This is a genomic window from Roseivivax sp. CAU 1761, assembly GCF_054482755.1.
In genome coordinates, this window is record NZ_JBTLRM010000013.1 from 1 (window position 1) to 15,545 (window position 15,545).

Below are 15,545 nucleotides of genomic sequence, written 5' to 3' on the forward strand. Positions count from 1 at the left end.
CGGGGCGCGCCCGGGGTCGGGCCGGGGGCGGGGCCGCCCCGCCGTGCCCCGACGCCGCACCGCCGCGGTTCGCCGCCCGCGCCGCGCCCTCCGGTGTCTTGCGCCGCGCGGGGGGCGGGTCTATGCACCTCTTCCATGTCCGGTCATGATCCCCAGAGCCTGATCCGTATCGCCCGCGACGCCGGCCCCGAGGAGGTCGGCGAGCCGCTCGACCTCGGCGCCCGGGTGCGCGAGCTGCGCAAGGCGCGGGACTGGACGCTGGAACAGGCGGCACGGCAGGCCGGGCTGGCGCGCTCGACGCTGTCGAAGATCGAGAACGGCCAGATGTCGCCGACCTATGACGCGCTGAAGAAGCTCGCCACGGGGCTCGAGATCTCGGTGCCGCAGCTCTTCACGCCGCCCAAGCGCGACAAGATCAACGGCCGCATGACGGTGACCCGCGAGGGCCAGGGCGTGGCCCAGGCCACCGCGACCTACGAGCACCAGCTCCTGGCCGAGACCCTGACCCGCAAGCAGATGCTGCCCTACCGCGCCCGCGTCCGGGCCCGCAGCCTCGACGAGTTCGACGGCTGGGTGCGCCATGACGGCGAGGAATTCCTCTACGTCCTCACCGGGGTGATCCGGCTCTATACCGAGTTCTACGAGCCGGTGGAGATGCGCCGCGGCGACAGCGCCTATTACGACGCCACGATGGGCCACAACGTGGTCTCGGTGAGCGAGGACGACGCCACCATCCTCTGGGTGACCTCGCTCGGCTGAGCCCTGCGGCCCGGCGCCCGGCCGCGCCGGTCCCGTGGCCCGATTTCGGCGGCCCTGTGCGGGGTCTCGCCGGTGCCCCGGGCGGGACCGGAACGGCCCGGCAGGAGCCGCTGGCGCCCCGTTTCGCGCGCTGCTATGGGCGGGGCATGGAACCCGCCAACATCGCCTGCATCAAATGGGGCACCGCCTTCGGCCCGGAATACGTCAACCGGCTCTATTCCGGGGTGCGCCGCAACCTGGCGCGGCCGATCCGGTTCTTCTGCATGACCGAGCATGCCGAGGGGCTGCACCCGGAGATCGAGGTGCTGGACCTGCCGCAGGAGCCGTTCCGCGCCGAGATGGACCGCGCCCTGGCGGTGGCCAACCGGCAGGGGGCCATGCGCAAGACCTCGCTGTTCCGGCCCGGGGTGATTCCCGCCGAAGGCCCGGTGCTGGGCTTCGACCTCGACGTGGTGATCACCGGCGCGCTCGACCCGCTCCTCGAGATGGCGCCGGGCCGCGTACTGATGCGCCACGACTGGACCGAGAAGCGCAAGGGCCGCCCGACCGGGCACGGCTCGGTGTTCCGCTTCGACCCCGAGCGCCACGGCTTTCTCTACCACGACCTCGCCGCGGCGCCCTACGCGGAGGTCGAGACGGCGCGCGGATCGGAGCAGCGCTACACCTCGCACAAGGCGATGGAGCGAGACGTTTTCGCCTACATTCCCGAGGATTGGGTGGTCAGCTTCAAGTATGATTGCAACCCGTTCCCGGGCAATTGGCTGACCCCGCCGACGCTGCCGGCGGGCGCCCGGGTGGTCTGCTTCCACGGCCGGCCGAAGATGCCCGAGGCGGTCGCGGGCTATCGCGGCTCGCTGATCCGCCGGGCGCGGCCGGCGCCCTGGCTGCGCGAGCACTGGATCACCCGGGCGCGGGCCGATCTCGGGCCCGACTGGGCCTGAGCCGCCCGGCCCCCGTCGGGCCCGCCCTCCGGGCGTGAGCGGAGGGTTGCGCGCCGCCCTTGCGGCTCGGGGCGCGCGCGGGGTAAGAGCGAACCGCAGAAGAACAAGGAAGGGCAGCATCCATGCGTCGTGTCGTGGTCACCGGACTGGGCCTGGTCACCCCTCTGGCCTCCGGCGTGGAGGAAAGCTGGAAGCGGATTCTCGATGGCAAGTCGGGGGCGGGCACGATCACCCGCTTCGATGCCTCGCACCTGGCCACCACCTATGCCTGCGAAGTGCCCTACGGCGACGGCTCGGACGGCAGCTTCAACCCCGACGACTGGATGGAGAAGAAGGAGCGCCGCAAGGTCGACGACTTCATCCTCTACGGCATGGCGGCGGCGGAGCAGGCGGTGCGCGACGCCGGCTGGACCCCCGAGGACGAGGAGGCCCGGGCCCGCACCGGGGTGATGATCGGCTCGGGCATCGGCGGCCTGAACTCGATCGCCGAGACCGCGCTGCTGATCCGCGACAAGGGTCCGCGCCGGGTCTCGCCGTTCTTCATCCCCGGCGCGCTGATCAACCTGATCTCGGGCAACGTCTCGATCCGTTACGGCTTCAAGGGGCCGAACCATTCGGTGGTCACCGCCTGCTCGACCGGCGCGCATGCCATCGGCGACGCGGCGCGGCTGATCGCCTACGACGATGCCGACGTCATGGTCGCGGGCGGCGCCGAGGCGGCGATCTCGGAGATCGGCATCGCCGGCTTCAACGCCTGCAAGGCGCTGTCGACCAAGCGCGGCAACGCGCCGGAGACCGCCAGCCGGCCCTATGACGCCGACCGCGACGGCTTCGTCATGGGCGAGGGCGCGGGGATCCTGGTGCTCGAGGAATACGAGCACGCCAAGGCCCGCGGCGCGACCATCTATGCCGAGGTCTGCGGCTACGGCCTGTCGGGCGATGCCTACCACATCACCGCGCCCTCCGAGACCGGCGACGGCGCCGAGCGCTCGATGCGCGCGGCGCTGCGCCATGCCGGGCTCGAGCCGGCGGCGATCGACTACATCAACGCCCATGGCACCTCGACCATGGCCGACACGATCGAGCTCGGCGCGGTGGAGCGGATGATGGGCGAGGCGGCCTCCAAGGTCACCATGTCCTCCACCAAGTCGATGACCGGGCACCTTCTGGGCGCCGCCGGCGCGATCGAGGCGATCTTCTCGATCCTGGCGATCCGCGACCAGGTGGCGCCGCCGACCATCAACCTCGACAACCCGGCGGTGGAGACCGCGATCGACCTCGCCCCGAACGCCAAGCGGGCGCGCGAGATCCGCTATGCCCTGTCGAACTCCTTCGGCTTCGGCGGCACCAATGCCAGCGTGATCTTCGGCCAGGTGGCCTGAGCCGATGTGGCGTCACATCGCCTCGAACGCGCTGACCTTCCTGGTCGTCGGGGTCTTCCTGTTCGGCGGCCTGCTGCTCTGGGCGCAATCCGAGTACAAGAACCCGGGCCCCCTGGCGCAGGCCATCTGCCTCGAGGTGCCGCGCGGCTCCAACATGGCGCGGATCTCCGAGCGCCTGGCCGAGCAGGGGGCGATCAGCTCCCCGGTGCTGTTCCGGGTGGGCGCCGATTACGGCGACAAGACCGGCCAGCTCAAGGCCGGGTCCTTCCTGGTCCCCGAAGGCGCCTCGATGGCCGAGATCGTCGACATCGTCACCCGCGGCGGGGCCTCGACCTGCGGCACCGAGGTGATCTTCCGCATCGGCGTCAACGCCGCCGAGGTCGAGGTGCGTGAGCTCGACCCGTCCACCGGCCGGTTCGCCGAGGTGGCGGAATTCGAGCCCGGCGCCGAGGAGCTGCCGGAGGCATACCTGAACGTGCGCGACGCCGCCGACACCCGCTTCCGCGTGGCGCTGGCCGAAGGCGTGACCTCCTTCCAGGTGGTCGAGGAGCTGGGCCTGATCGACGTCCTCGAAGGCGAGGTCGAGGTGCCCGCGGAGGGGTCGCTGGCGCCCGACAGCTACGAGGTCCAGCCCGGCGACGATCGCGCCGAGCTGATCGCCCGGATGCAGCGCGCGCAGGAGGCGATCCTGGCCGCGGCCTGGGAGAACCGCGCCGAGGATCTGCCCATCGAAAGCCCCGAAGAGGCGCTGATCCTGGCCTCGATCGTCGAGAAGGAAACCGGCGTGGCGGAAGAGCGGCCGCAGGTCGCCTCGGTCTTCGTCAACCGGCTGCGCCGCGGCATGCGCCTGCAGACCGACCCGACGGTGATCTACGGCGTGACCGAGGGCAAGGGCGTGCTGGGCCGCGGCCTGCGCCGCTCGGAGCTCGACCGCGAGACGCCCTACAACACCTATGTCATCGACGGGCTGCCGCCGACGCCGATCGCCAATCCCGGCCGGGCGGCGATCGAGGCGGCGCTCAACCCCGCCGAGACGGCCTATGTGTTCTTCGTTGCGGACGGCACCGGCGGCCACGCCTTCGCCGAGACCCTGGACGAGCACAACCGCAACGTGGCGCGCTGGCGCGAGATCGAGGCGGAGCGCGGCGAGGCCCAGAACAACTGAGCCGGACCGGGCGCGCCGGGGCACTGGGCCCCGGCAACCGCCCCGGACGCGCGGCCACCGCCGCCCCGGCGGCCGCGGGGCGGCCGGGAACCGCCGCCCCGCGGCTGCGTTATCCGCCCAGATAAGCTGAATATGAACGTCGTATTTGCGACGCCCCGGGCCTCTGGCGGCTCCCCCCATACGTCGCCAGCCCCGCGCCGCGCCGCAGGTCAGGCCGGCCGCGCCCGGCGGAAAGGAAACGTCATGCTGTCTTGGGCCCTCATCTTCCTGGTCATCGCCATCATCGCCGCGGTGTTCGGCTTCGGCGGGATCGCCTCGGCCTCGGCGGGGATCGCGCAGATCCTGTTCTTCATCTTCCTGGTGCTCTTCGTGATAGCCCTGGTGATGCGGTTCATCCGACGCACCTGATGCACGCGCCCTTGCCGGCACCGCATCCAGCGCCGGCCGAAGGATCTGCGAGCGGGAGCCGGACCGCCGGCTGCACGGCCCGCACCGGCGCAAGAAAACGGCCGGGCGTCTGCCAACGCCCGGCCGGATCGCGTGCGGGACAGCCGGGCGCCGTTCCGGGCCCGGCCACCTGGGGGCCGCTTACGCGCGCAGCGTCTCGGTGGAGGAGAAGAACATCGCCTGGCTGATCGCCGAGCGCACCTGGTCCTCGGAATAGGGCTTGGAGATCAGGAAGGCCGGCTCCGGCTTGTCGCCGGTCAGAAGCCGCTCGGGGAAGGCGGTGATGAAGATCACCGGGCGATCGCCCATCATCTTCAGCAGATCGTTGACCGCGTCGACGCCCGAGGAATTGTCGGCCAGCTGGATGTCGGCGAGGATCAGGTCCGGGGTCTCCTGCTCGCCGAGCTTCACCGCGCCGTCGCGGGTGCGTGCCACGCCGGTCACGCGGTGGCCGAGATCGGCCACGATGCTTTCGAGATCCATGGCGATGATCGCCTCGTCCTCGATGATCAGCACCCGGCCCGACAGGCCGTCGGCCATCTCCTGGCGCGCCGTCTCGATCAGGATGCGCGCCTCGTCCTCGCCGATCTGCATGATCTCGGCGACGTCCTCGATGGCGAATTCCTCGATCGTGTGCAGCAGAAGCGCCTCGCGGCTGTTGGCCGTCAGCCGGGCGAGATGGCGCTGCGCCGCCGCGCGGGGGCCCGCATCCTCATCCGTGATCGGCGACCCGGTGGTCACCCAGATGCCGTGAAATACCTTGAAGAGACCGATCTTCGGCGCGCTGGCCTGCTGCACCATCTGTCGATCTGCAAGGACCGCCTCGAGCGTGGCTGCCGCGTATTGGTCGCCGGTGCCCTGGGCCCCGGTGAGCGCGCGCGCATAGCGGCGCAGATATGGCAATGCGGCACCGATCTCGCTGCTCAGGTCCTGTGTCATGTTTCCCCATCCTTCAGAACTTTTTCGGGAACCAAACGCCCGGGCCCACTGTTGGTTCCCGGATGCGGTGGTATGTTGTGCAAAGACTGCGCGTAAGGACACCAATGGCTGAGAACCGGGACAAACCGAAGCAGGCGCAAGTGATTGATGATAATTTGAAGCGTGTCTACCAGGACATGCTGGACGAAAAGGTCCCTGACAGGTTCCTCGACCTTCTGTCGCAGTTGAAGGCCCAGGACGACAAGCAAGGGCAGAACGGGACCACGAAATGAGCGGGGATCCACGCGACGAGATCGTCGAGCACCTGCCGGCCCTGCGGGCCTTCGCGCTGTCGCTGACCCGCAATTCCGCGCTGGCCGACGACATGGTGCAGGACGCTCTGGTAAAGGCCTGGACCAAGATCCACACCTTCCAGCCCGGTACCAACATGCGCGCCTGGCTCTTCACCATCCTGCGCAACACCTATTATTCCAACCGCCGCAAGGCCGGGCGCGAAGTGTCCGATGCCGACGGCCTGATGACCGAGGGTCTGTCGGAAAAGCCGGCGCATGACGGCCGGCTGCAATTGTCCGATTTCCGCCGCGCCTTCGCGCAGCTCAACGACGAACAGCGCGAGGCGCTGATCCTGGTCGGCGCCTCGGGGTTCTCCTACGAGGAGGCCGCCGAGATGTGCGGCGTGGCGGTCGGCACGATCAAGAGCCGGACCAACCGCGCCCGGGCCCGCCTGGCCGACCTCATGGGCCTCACCGGTGACGAGGCATTGGAGATGACCGACAGCGCCACCATGGCGGTGGTGTCAGGCAACAAAGCGTCGGCCACGGGGTAAGTCATGATCGGGTTGCCCGGCCCACGGCCCGTCCCGAGCGGACTGGGGGCCCGCATCATCGGTTTCCTGACCGTGGCGCTGGTGCCCCTGGGGCTCGTGGCCTATCTCCAGACCACCGAGCTGGAGCGCGAGACGCGGGCGCGATCGCAGCTCAGCGTCACCGGCATCACCGAAACCGCCGCCTCGATCGAACGCGAGGTGATCCTGCGCGCACTCGGCGCGGCGCAGGCGATGGGGGCCACCAAGGGCGTGGTGGGGGCCGATCCGGAGGAATGCGGCGCCTACCTGTCGGATTTCCGCGAGGCCAGCCAGCGCTACAGCTATATCGGCGTCCTGCTGAAAAGCGGACGGGTGAAGTGCGGCTCCTCGCCCAAGGAGTTCGCGCTGCGCGACTACCCGGCGGTGCTCGAGGCGATCCAGGAGCCGGAACCGGCGGTCACGCGCCTCGACAACCCGGCGATCAGCCCGACGCCGGTGGTGGTGGTCTCCGAGCCCTTCGAGGTCAACGGCAAGGTCTACGGCCACGTGGCGATCTCGGTCCCGGTGGACCAGATGCGGCCCAAGGACGAGGCGCCGAAGCTGCGCCCCTTCATCGACCTGGTGACCTTCAACCGCAGCGGCCAGGTCCTGACCACCGGACGGGGCATCGAGCTGGCGCGCCGCCACCTGCCGGCGGAGATGGACCTGGCCTCGCTCGCCGGCACCGCCGAGCATTCCTTCCTCGCCCGCAGCGCCGACGGCGAGAACCGCATCTTCGTGCTGACCGAGGTGGTGCCGGAGCTGGTCTATGCGCTGAGCATCTGGCCCGAGGACAGCTCCGCCGCCTCGGCCATCGAGCCCGGCACCTTCGCGCGGCTGCTGCCGCTGGTGATGTGGGTCGCCAGCATCATCGTCACCTATCTGGCGGTGAACCGGCTGGTGATCCGGCACATCCGCACCCTGCGCCAGCAGATGCGCGCCTTCGCCCGCGACCGTCGGGTGCCCAATCAGAGCGCCTCGGCCGACATGGCCTTGGAACTCCGCGACATGGAAAATGATTTCCTGCACATGGCAGATTCGATCATGCAGGACGAGGCGCAGCTGGAGAACACCCTCCGGGAGAAGACCATTCTCCTGAAGGAGGTGCATCACCGCGTGAAGAACAACCTCCAGCTCATCTCCTCGATCATGAACATGCAGATCCGCCAGAGCCGGGAGCCGGAGACCCGGATGGTCCTGACCCGGCTGCAGGAGCGTATCCGCGGGCTCGCCACCATCCACCGAAACCTCTACCAGACCGGCGATCTCAGCCACGTCAACACCCGCGAACTGCTCACCGATCTGATCTCGCAGATGTCGATCCTGCCCGAGGACAGCGACATCCGCATCGAGATGACCCAGAGCATCGCCGATATCGAGGTCTATCCCGACCAGGCGGTGCCGTTGTCGCTGCTGACCGCCGAGGCACTGACCAATGCCGGCAAGTATCTCTCGACCGACGAGGACGGGATCGGCCGGGTCCATGTCGATCTCAAGCGCGAGGCCGACCGCCAGGTGCGGCTCGAGATCTCCAACAGCTGCGACGGGGAGGGCGACGGTGAGGCGGGCCGGCCTGGTCTCGGCAGCCGGCTCATCCAGGCCTTCGCCCTGCAGCTCGGCGGGGCGCTCGAACAGGGTCCGCGGGACGGGCGCTACCGCGTTCAGGTGCGCTTCCCGCTGTCCGATTTCAAACCCGAAGTCGTGGATTACTGAGCCGTGCCGCGGCTCGAGGATCTGCCTGAGGCCCATAAGGCGGACGGCACGCCGCGGCGCGTCGGCATCGAGATCGAGTTCGGCGGCCTGACCGAGGATCACACCGCCGAACTCGCCCGCACGCTTTTCGGCGGCGAGATCCGGCCGCGCGACGATCTCGGCCTGGTGCTGACGGACAGCCGCATCGGCGATGTCGAGATCTATCTCGACAGCCAGTATCTGCACGAACCCGAGGGCCGGATCGGACGCGGCGTGCTGTCGGTGGCGCGCCATGTCGTGCCGGTTGAGATCGTCACCGCCCCGGTGACCCCGGCGGAGATCGCCGAGATCGACACCCTGATCGAGGCGATGCGGCAGGAGGGCGCCACCGGCACCTCGGCCGGGCTGTTCCTGGGCTTCGGGGTGCATTTCAATCCCGAGGTCGTGGCGATGGAGCCGGCGGCGATCCTGCCGGTCTTCGAGACCTACGCCTTCTGCGAGGACGCCCTGCGCGAGGAGATGGAGATCGACCTCGCGCGTCGTGCCCTGCCGTTCGTCGATCCCTATCCGCGCAAGCTTCTGGACGGGCTGGCCGAAGCGCCGCCGGCGACGCTCGACGACCTGGCCGCGCTCTATCTGGAGCGCGCGCCGTCGCGCAATCACGGGCTCGACATGCTGTGCCTGCTGGCCCAGCACGATGCCGACCGGGTGGCGGCGCGGATCGGCTCGCCGCTGGTCACCTCCCGCCCGACCTTCCATTACCGGCTGCCGGATTGCCGCATCGACGAGCCCGACTGGTCGCTGACCCGGGAATGGAATCGCTGGGTGCGGCTGGAGCGTCTGGCGCAGGATGCCGGGCTGCGCGCGCATCTGCGCGACGCCTGGCGGGACCATCGCAGGTCGTTCACCGCGACGCGCCGGGACTGGGCGCGGGCGACCCGCGACATCGTCTCGGTCCATTCGTGAGCGGCGCGCCGCGCATCGGGGTGACCGTGTCGCGACGGTCGGGCTGGCGCATCTATCCGCTGATGTGGCTGAGCCTGCGCCTCGCCGGGGCGCGCTCGGTGCGCTGGAATGCCGGGCGCGAGGTCGATCTCGACACGGTCGACGGCGTGGTGATCGGCGGCGGCGACGACATCGCGCCCACGCTCTACGGTGGCGAACTGCGCCTCGGCGTGCGGCTCGACGAGGATCGCGACGCGCTCGAAGCCTCGGTGATCCGCGCCGCCATCGACCGCAACCTGCCGATCCTCGGCATCTGCCGCGGCGCGCAGATGCTGAACGTGGTCCTCGGCGGCACGCTGCACCAGGAGGCCTACAAGGTCTACACCTCGCGCTACGTCTACACGATCCTGCCGCGCAAGCGGGTGCGGGTGGTGCCCGACACGCTGCTGCACCGCGTCATCGGCACCGAATGCATCGACGTCAACGCGCTACACAGCCAGGCGGTGGACCGCAACGGCCGCGGGCTGCGGGTCGCCGGGCGCGACGAGGGCGGCATGGTCCAGGCGGTGGAGCGGGTGCGCGACCCCTTCGCGCTGGGCGTGCAGTGGCACCCGGAACACCTGTTCTACCGCCGCGCCCATCGCCGCATCTTCCGCGCTCTGGTCGAGGCGGCCCGCGCCCGGGCGGAGGCCGGCGCCCAGGTCGCGGCGGCCCGGGCGGAGGCCGAGCGGACGTGAGTCGCAGGAAAATCACCATCGCGTGAGACTCGGTGACGCGGCGCGGGGTGCCCGGCCGGCAGGGCACGGACCGCGGCGCCCGTTTCCGTGCAACCGCTTGCAAGGCAAACCTTTATTTACCTTTTGCCGGCAACCTGGGGAGGAAATCGCCGGGTCAAGGTGTCGCTCTGCCACCATAGCAGCGCCGGGCGACGCCGGGTCGTGTCGGAACAATCGCCGTCTGCCCGGGTTCGGATTCCAAGCGAGCAGAAGGACGAAGCAAATGTCACTCGACGTGTTTGCCATAGGGCTGGCGGCGCTCGTTCTGATCGCAGCGCTGATCGTGGCGGCGACCTCCCGCAGCCGCGAGACCCATGACGGACGTGAACGGCCCGAACGACGGACGTCCTCCCTGGCCCGGGACGGTCGTTTCAGGTAGCCAGCGTTGAAGGGGACGGACCGGCGGTCCGTCCCCTTCACATGTCCGCCCACGTCGCCCCGCCACCCGCCGCATCTGGCCACCGCGAAGAAAATCCTGTTCCCTCGCCGCAGGGCGCAACCGGCAGGGACCCACCGATGACAGACCTTGAAGACCGCATCGCGGCCGGGCGCGGCGACCGCCCCGCCGACATCGTGCTGCGCGGGGCGCGGGTGCTCGACCTGGTGACCGGCGACCTGCTGGAAGGCGACGTGGCGCTCTGCGGCGACCGCATCGTCGGCACCTGCGCCGAGTACGACGGCGCCGAGATCGTCGACCTCTCGGGCTGCGTCCTGGTGCCGGGCTTTATCGACACCCATCTGCACGTCGAATCCTCGCTGGTGACGCCGCAGGAATTCGACCGCTGCGTCACCCCGCGCGGCGTGACCACGGCGATCTGCGACCCGCACGAGATCGCCAACGTGATCGGCGCTGAGGGCATCCGCTGGTTCCAGCGCGCCGCCGAGACGACGCTGATGGATCTGCGCGTGCAATTGTCCTCCTGCGTGCCCTCGACCCACATGGAGACCGCCGGTGCGACGCTGGAGGCGGCCGACCTGGAGCCGCTCCGGGGCCATCCTTCCGGAATCGGCCTGGCGGAATTCATGAACTATCCCGGAGTGATACACCGCGATCCTCAGGCGATGGAGAAACTCCGTCTGTTCGCCGGCGGGCATGTGGACGGCCATTGCCCGCTGCTCTCGGGCCGGGATCTCAACGCCTATTGCGCCGCCGGCATCCGCACCGAGCACGAGGCGACGAGCGCCGCGGAGGCGCGCGAGAAGCTGCAAAAGGGCATGCGGGTGCTGATCCGCGAGGGGTCGGTCTCCAAGGACCTGCACGCGCTGCAGCCGCTCCTGAGCGAGCGCACGGCGCCCTATATGTGCCTCTGCACCGACGACCGGAACCCGCTCGACATCGCCGAGGAGGGTCACCTCGACCACATGATCCGCACCCTGATCGCCGCCGGAACGCCGCCGCTCGCGGCCTACCGGGCGGCCTCGCTGTCGGCGGCGGAGGCCTTCGGGCTGCGCGACCGCGGGCTCGTCGCGCCGGGCTACCGCGCCGACATCGTGGCCGTGGGCGCGCTCGAGGCCTGCGACGTCCGGGCGGTCTGGGCCGGCGGGCGCCGGGTTACCGGGGAGGCCTTCGCGGCGCGGCCGCCGCTGCCGCCGGTGGGCCGCCGCTCGGTGCATCTGCCGCCGGTCTCCGAGACCACGTTCCGCGCCGCCGGCAACCGGCGCGAGACCGACGTGATCGGCATCCGCGAGGGCCAGATCCTCACCGATCACCTGGTCGAGGACATCGCGCCGGAGAACGGCGACAAGCGGCCCGATCCGGCCCGCGACCTGGTCCGCATCGCGGTGATCGAACGCCACGGGCGCAACGGCAACGTCGCGACCGGCTTCGTGAAGGGCTTCGGGCTCCGCGCCGGCGCCATCGCCTCCACCGTGTGCCACGACCACCACAACCTCGCCGTGGTCGGCGTCGATTACGCCGACATGGCGCGCGCTGCGACCCGGCTGGGCGAGATCGAGGGCGGGTTCGTGGTGGTGCGGGACGGCGCGGTGCTAGCGGAGCTGGCGCTGCCGGTGGCCGGGCTGATGTCGCTCGACCCGTTCGAGGCGGTGGAAACCCGGCTCCGGGCGCTGCGCGAGGCGGCGCGCGGTCTGGGGGTGACGCTGGCCGAGCCGTTCCTGCAGCTGGCCTTCCTGGCGCTGCCGGTGATCCCGGCGCTGAAGATCACCGATCGCGGCATGGTCGACGTCACCCGGTTCGAGATCATCGGATAGCGCGGAGCGTCATTGCGCTGTCACATATTTCGGGTATTCCCGAAATATGGAAATCGATCCCGTTCTCCGATTCGCCGCGCTGGCCCACCCGCAGCGGCTCGCCGCCTTCCGGCTGCTGGTGCGGCGCGCGCCCGATGCCGTGCCGGCGGGCGAGATCGCCCGCGCGCTGGCGCTGCCCGGCTCCACCCTGTCGCCGCATCTGGCGCAGCTGCGCCAGGCGGGGCTGGTCTCGGAAAGCCGGCAGGGCGCGTCGCGGCGCTACCGCGCCGATCTCGCCGGGGCCGGGGCGCTGGCGCGTTACCTGCTGGGCGAATGCTGCCGCGGCCGGGTCTCGGATTGCCTGCCCGAGCTGTTCCCGGCGCCGCCCGTCACAGCGGAGCGGCGGCCTGCGGTGCTGTTTCTCTGCAGCGGCAATTCGGCGCGTTCGATCTTCGCCGAGGCGATCCTGCGCCGGCATGCCGGCGACCGCTTCCTGGCGCTCTCGGCCGGGACCCGGCCGAACGCTGCCATCAACCCGATCGCGCGCGAGATGCTGCGCGACAAGGGGCACGACCTGGCCCCGCTGCGCGCCAAGCACGTCTCCGAGTTCCAGGGCCCGGACGCGCCGCGAATCGACTTCGTCTTCACCGTCTGCGACCGCGCCGCCAACGAGGAGTGCCCGGCCTGGCCGGGCCAGCCGGTGACCGCGCATTGGGGCCAGCCCGACCCGGCGCAGGCCGAGGGGAGCGAGGCCGAGCGGCGGCTCGCCTTCCAGCGCGTCTACGGCGCGCTTCACAACCGCATCGCGCTCTTCGCGGCGCTGCCCCTTGCCACCCTCGACCGCGCCGCGCTGCAGGCCCGGCTCGACGAAATCGCACAGAAAGAGATTGCCGAATGACCACCTACGCGCTGAACGGACTGGGCCGCATGGGCAAGCTGGCGCTGCGGCCGATGCTCGAGGCCGGGCTCGACATCGCCTGGATCAACGACGCCGCGGGCGATCCGGAGATGCACGCGCATTTGCTGCAATTCGACACCGTGCACGGCCGCTGGGACGCCGAATTCAGCCATGATGCGGAGAGCATCACCATCGACGGCACCCGGATCCCGGTGTTGCGCGAACGCGACCCGGCGCGGCTGCCGCTTGCGGCGGCCGATGTCGTGATCGAGGCCACCGGCGCCCACAAGACCGCCGCGCGGCTGGCCCCCTATTTCGCCGCCGGGGTGCAGAAGGTGGTGGTCTCGGCCCCGGTCAAGGAGGACGAGGCCGCCAACATCGTCTACGGCGTCAACCACGATCGCTACGACCCCGAGCGCCACCGCATCGTCACCGCGGCGAGCTGCACCACCAATTGCCTCGCCCCGGTGGTCAAGGTGGTGCACGAGGCGATCGGCATCCGCCACGGCTCGATCACCACGATCCACGACGTCACCAACACCCAAACCATCGTCGACCGGCCGGCCAAGGACCTGCGGCGCGCGCGCTCGGCGCTGAACGCGCTGATCCCCACCACCACCGGCAGCGCGACGGCGATCACCCTGATCTATCCCGAACTCAAGGGCCGGCTGAACGGCCACGCGGTGCGGGTGCCGCTGCTCAACGCCTCGCTGACCGATTGCGTCTTCGAGCTCGAGCGCGCCACCGATGCAGCGGAGCTCAACGCGCTGTTCCGCGCCGCCGCCGAGGGGCCGCTGCAGGGCATTCTGGGCTACGAGGAGCGGCCGCTGGTCTCCACCGATTTCGTCAACGACCCGCGCTCGGCGATCGTCGACGCGCCCTCGACCATGGTGGTCAACGGCACCCAGGCCAAGATCTACGCTTGGTACGACAACGAATGGGGCTACGCGCACCGCCTGGTCGACGTGGCGCGGATGGTGGGGCAGGGGCTGTGAGCCGGCCCGCGGGGCTGGCCGCCTATGTCGCGGTGACCGCGGCCTACTGGGCCTTCATGCTGACCGACGGCGCGCTCAGGATGCTGGTCCTGCTGCATTTCCACACGCTGGGCTTTTCGCCGGTGCAGCTGGCCTGGCTGTTCCTGCTCTACGAACTGGCCGGCATCGTCACCAATCTCTGCGCCGGCTGGATCGCCGCGCGCTTCGGGCTGAACGCCACGCTCTATGCCGGGCTCGGCCTGCAGGTCGCGGCGCTGCTGGCGCTGACGCAACTCGACCCGGGCTGGTCGGTCGCCGCCTCGGTGGGCTTCGTGATGACGGTGCAGGGCGCCTCGGGGGTGGCCAAGGATCTGTCGAAGATGTCGGCCAAGTCGGCGGTGAAGCTGCTGGCGCCGGAGGCGCGCGGCGCGCTCTTCCGCTGGGTCGCGCGGCTCACCGGATCGAAGAACGCGGTGAAGGGGCTGGGCTTCCTGCTGGGCGCGGCGCTGCTGGGCTGGGCCGGGTTCGTGCCGTCGCTGCTCTTCATGGCGGCGCTGCTGGCGGTGATCCTCGCCGCGCTGATGCTGCGCATGCCGCCCGGCCTGCCATCCGGGGTCAAGGGCACGAAGTTCCGCGAGGTCTTCTCGACCCGGTCCGAGGTCAACCGCCTGTCGCTGGCGCGGGTCTTCCTGTTCGGCGCCCGCGACGTGTGGTTCGTGGTCGGCATCCCGGTCTATTTCTACGCCGTGCTCTCGGACGGCAGCCCGGCCGGGGACCGCGCGGCCTTCTTCCTGATCGGCACCTTCATGGCGGTGTGGACGATCCTCTACGGTGCCGTGCAGGCGGTGGCGCCGCGTCTTCTGCGCGGCCGCGAGCGCAGCACCGGCGAGCTGGCCGCCGCGGCGCGCGGCTGGGCACTGGGCCTCGCGGCGGTGCCGGCGGCGCTGGCGCTGCTGGTGGGCGGGCTGCCTGCCGGGCCGGGCGTGACGGCGGGCCTCGTCGCGGGGCTGCTGCTCTTCGGCGCCGCCTTCGCGGTGAACTCGGCGCTCCATTCCTACCTGATCCTCGCCTTCACCAGCGGCGCGCGGGTCACCATGGATGTGGGGTTCTATTACATGGCCAATGCCGCGGGCCGGCTGCTCGGCACGCTGCTTTCGGGGCTGAGTTACCAATGGGGCGGGGTGAGTCTGTGCCTCGCCGTGGCGGCGGCGATGCTGCTGCTCAGCGGGGCGGCCGCTGCGCGGCTCGCCGCGCGGCAAAGCGCGGCCTGAGCGCCGGCCGGCGGGCCCGCAGCCTCAATCGTCGTTCAGCTGGGCCATGTCGGCCATGTCGGCGCGGATCGCGCGGGCCGGGGCGGTGCTGAGAAACGGGCTGTGGCGCGGCGCCGCGGTGGTGGCGCGCAGGCGCGACAGGATGGCGGGCTGCGGTCCGGTCTCGCCGAACGTGTCGTCGCCCTGGGCGGCGTCGCTCGGGATCGGATCGCGCCAGATCGAGAGCCGGGGAAACCGCGCGATGCCCCTGCGCAGGGGGTAGGGAATTCGGTCCATGTCGCGCCCTCCCGTGCCGCTCCGGTGCCTCCCATGCCACCAGCAT

At 70.4% G+C, this 15,545-nt stretch carries 17 protein-coding genes; 15 read left to right on the top strand and 2 right to left on the bottom strand.

Features of this window, described 5'->3' with window-relative positions; all coding sequences use genetic code 11:
- Positions 1 to 135 precede the first annotated feature (135 nt).
- From ACXYMW_RS09815 to ACXYMW_RS09835, 5 genes are all read left to right on the top strand, one after another.
- A complete protein-coding gene (locus tag ACXYMW_RS09815) occupies positions 136 to 759 on the top strand; it encodes a helix-turn-helix domain-containing protein (protein ID WP_459035137.1) in 624 nt (207 codons plus the stop codon).
- Positions 760 to 905: 146 nt separating this feature from the next.
- Positions 906 to 1,700 (top strand): glycosyl transferase, encoded by a 795-nt coding sequence (locus ACXYMW_RS09820; RefSeq protein WP_459035138.1) that lies wholly within the window; start codon positions 906 to 908, stop codon positions 1,698 to 1,700.
- A 122-nt stretch (positions 1,701 to 1,822) separates the two neighbouring features.
- Entirely contained in the window at positions 1,823 to 3,082 is a 1,260-nt protein-coding gene (gene fabF, locus ACXYMW_RS09825) for a beta-ketoacyl-ACP synthase II (protein ID WP_459035139.1), read from the top strand.
- Between the two features lie 4 nt (positions 3,083 to 3,086).
- Positions 3,087 to 4,247, top strand: a complete 1,161-nt coding sequence (mltG, locus tag ACXYMW_RS09830) for an endolytic transglycosylase MltG (protein ID WP_459035140.1) — start codon at positions 3,087 to 3,089, stop codon at positions 4,245 to 4,247.
- Between the two features lie 243 nt (positions 4,248 to 4,490).
- A complete protein-coding gene (locus ACXYMW_RS09835) occupies positions 4,491 to 4,655 on the top strand; it encodes a DUF1328 domain-containing protein (RefSeq protein WP_459035141.1) in 165 nt (54 codons plus the stop codon).
- Between the two features lie 180 nt (positions 4,656 to 4,835).
- On the opposite strand, the gene ACXYMW_RS09840 is transcribed toward ACXYMW_RS09835, so the two are convergent.
- The gene (locus ACXYMW_RS09840) at positions 4,836 to 5,633 is read right to left on the bottom strand and encodes a response regulator (protein WP_459035142.1); all 798 of its coding nucleotides are present in this window, start codon (positions 5,631 to 5,633) and stop codon (positions 4,836 to 4,838) included.
- A 104-nt stretch (positions 5,634 to 5,737) separates the two neighbouring features.
- Here ACXYMW_RS09840 and ACXYMW_RS09845 point away from each other — a divergent pair, with 104 nt between their 5' ends.
- The 10 genes from ACXYMW_RS09845 (at position 5,738) to arsJ (ending at position 15,223) form a co-directional block, all read left to right on the top strand.
- A complete protein-coding gene (locus ACXYMW_RS09845; protein ID WP_459035143.1) occupies positions 5,738 to 5,905 on the top strand; it encodes a NepR family anti-sigma factor in 168 nt (55 codons plus the stop codon).
- The gene (locus ACXYMW_RS09850; protein WP_459035144.1) at positions 5,902 to 6,459 is read left to right on the top strand and encodes an RNA polymerase sigma factor; all 558 of its coding nucleotides are present in this window, start codon (positions 5,902 to 5,904) and stop codon (positions 6,457 to 6,459) included. Before ACXYMW_RS09845 ends, ACXYMW_RS09850 begins: the two co-directional genes overlap by 4 nt.
- A 72-nt stretch (positions 6,460 to 6,531) precedes the next feature.
- Positions 6,532 to 8,190 (top strand): sensor histidine kinase, encoded by a 1,659-nt coding sequence (locus ACXYMW_RS09855; protein WP_459035145.1) that lies wholly within the window; start codon positions 6,532 to 6,534, stop codon positions 8,188 to 8,190.
- Between the two features lie 3 nt (positions 8,191 to 8,193).
- Positions 8,194 to 9,135 carry an amidoligase family protein gene (locus ACXYMW_RS09860; protein ID WP_459035146.1) on the top strand — a complete coding sequence of 314 codons (942 nt, stop codon included), beginning with the start codon at positions 8,194 to 8,196 and terminating at the stop codon, positions 9,133 to 9,135.
- Complete coding sequence (locus tag ACXYMW_RS09865) at positions 9,132 to 9,851, top strand: gamma-glutamyl-gamma-aminobutyrate hydrolase family protein (protein ID WP_459035147.1); 720 nt, start codon at positions 9,132 to 9,134, stop codon at positions 9,849 to 9,851. Before ACXYMW_RS09860 ends, ACXYMW_RS09865 begins: the two co-directional genes overlap by 4 nt.
- A 262-nt stretch (positions 9,852 to 10,113) precedes the next feature.
- Positions 10,114 to 10,269, top strand: a complete 156-nt coding sequence (locus ACXYMW_RS09870) for a hypothetical protein (RefSeq protein ID WP_459035148.1) — start codon at positions 10,114 to 10,116, stop codon at positions 10,267 to 10,269.
- Positions 10,270 to 10,406: 137 nt separating this feature from the next.
- A complete protein-coding gene (gene ade, locus ACXYMW_RS09875) occupies positions 10,407 to 12,101 on the top strand; it encodes an adenine deaminase (RefSeq protein WP_459035149.1) in 1,695 nt (564 codons plus the stop codon).
- A gap of 46 nt (positions 12,102 to 12,147) precedes the next feature.
- A complete protein-coding gene (locus tag ACXYMW_RS09880; protein ID WP_459035150.1) occupies positions 12,148 to 12,978 on the top strand; it encodes a metalloregulator ArsR/SmtB family transcription factor in 831 nt (276 codons plus the stop codon).
- A complete protein-coding gene (locus tag ACXYMW_RS09885; RefSeq protein WP_459035151.1) occupies positions 12,975 to 13,973 on the top strand; it encodes an ArsJ-associated glyceraldehyde-3-phosphate dehydrogenase in 999 nt (332 codons plus the stop codon). The genes ACXYMW_RS09880 and ACXYMW_RS09885 overlap by 4 nt, the downstream gene beginning before the upstream one ends.
- Entirely contained in the window at positions 13,916 to 15,223 is a 1,308-nt protein-coding gene (gene arsJ, locus ACXYMW_RS09890) for an organoarsenical effux MFS transporter ArsJ (RefSeq protein ID WP_459035152.1), read from the top strand. The genes ACXYMW_RS09885 and arsJ overlap by 58 nt, the downstream gene beginning before the upstream one ends.
- Before the next feature lie 24 nt (positions 15,224 to 15,247).
- Here the strand turns inward: arsJ and ACXYMW_RS09895 are convergent, their stop codons facing one another.
- Positions 15,248 to 15,499: a hypothetical protein gene (locus ACXYMW_RS09895; protein ID WP_459035153.1), complete on the bottom strand. Its 252-nt coding sequence runs from the start codon at positions 15,497 to 15,499 to the stop codon at positions 15,248 to 15,250.
- Positions 15,500 to 15,545: the final 46 nt, after the last annotated feature.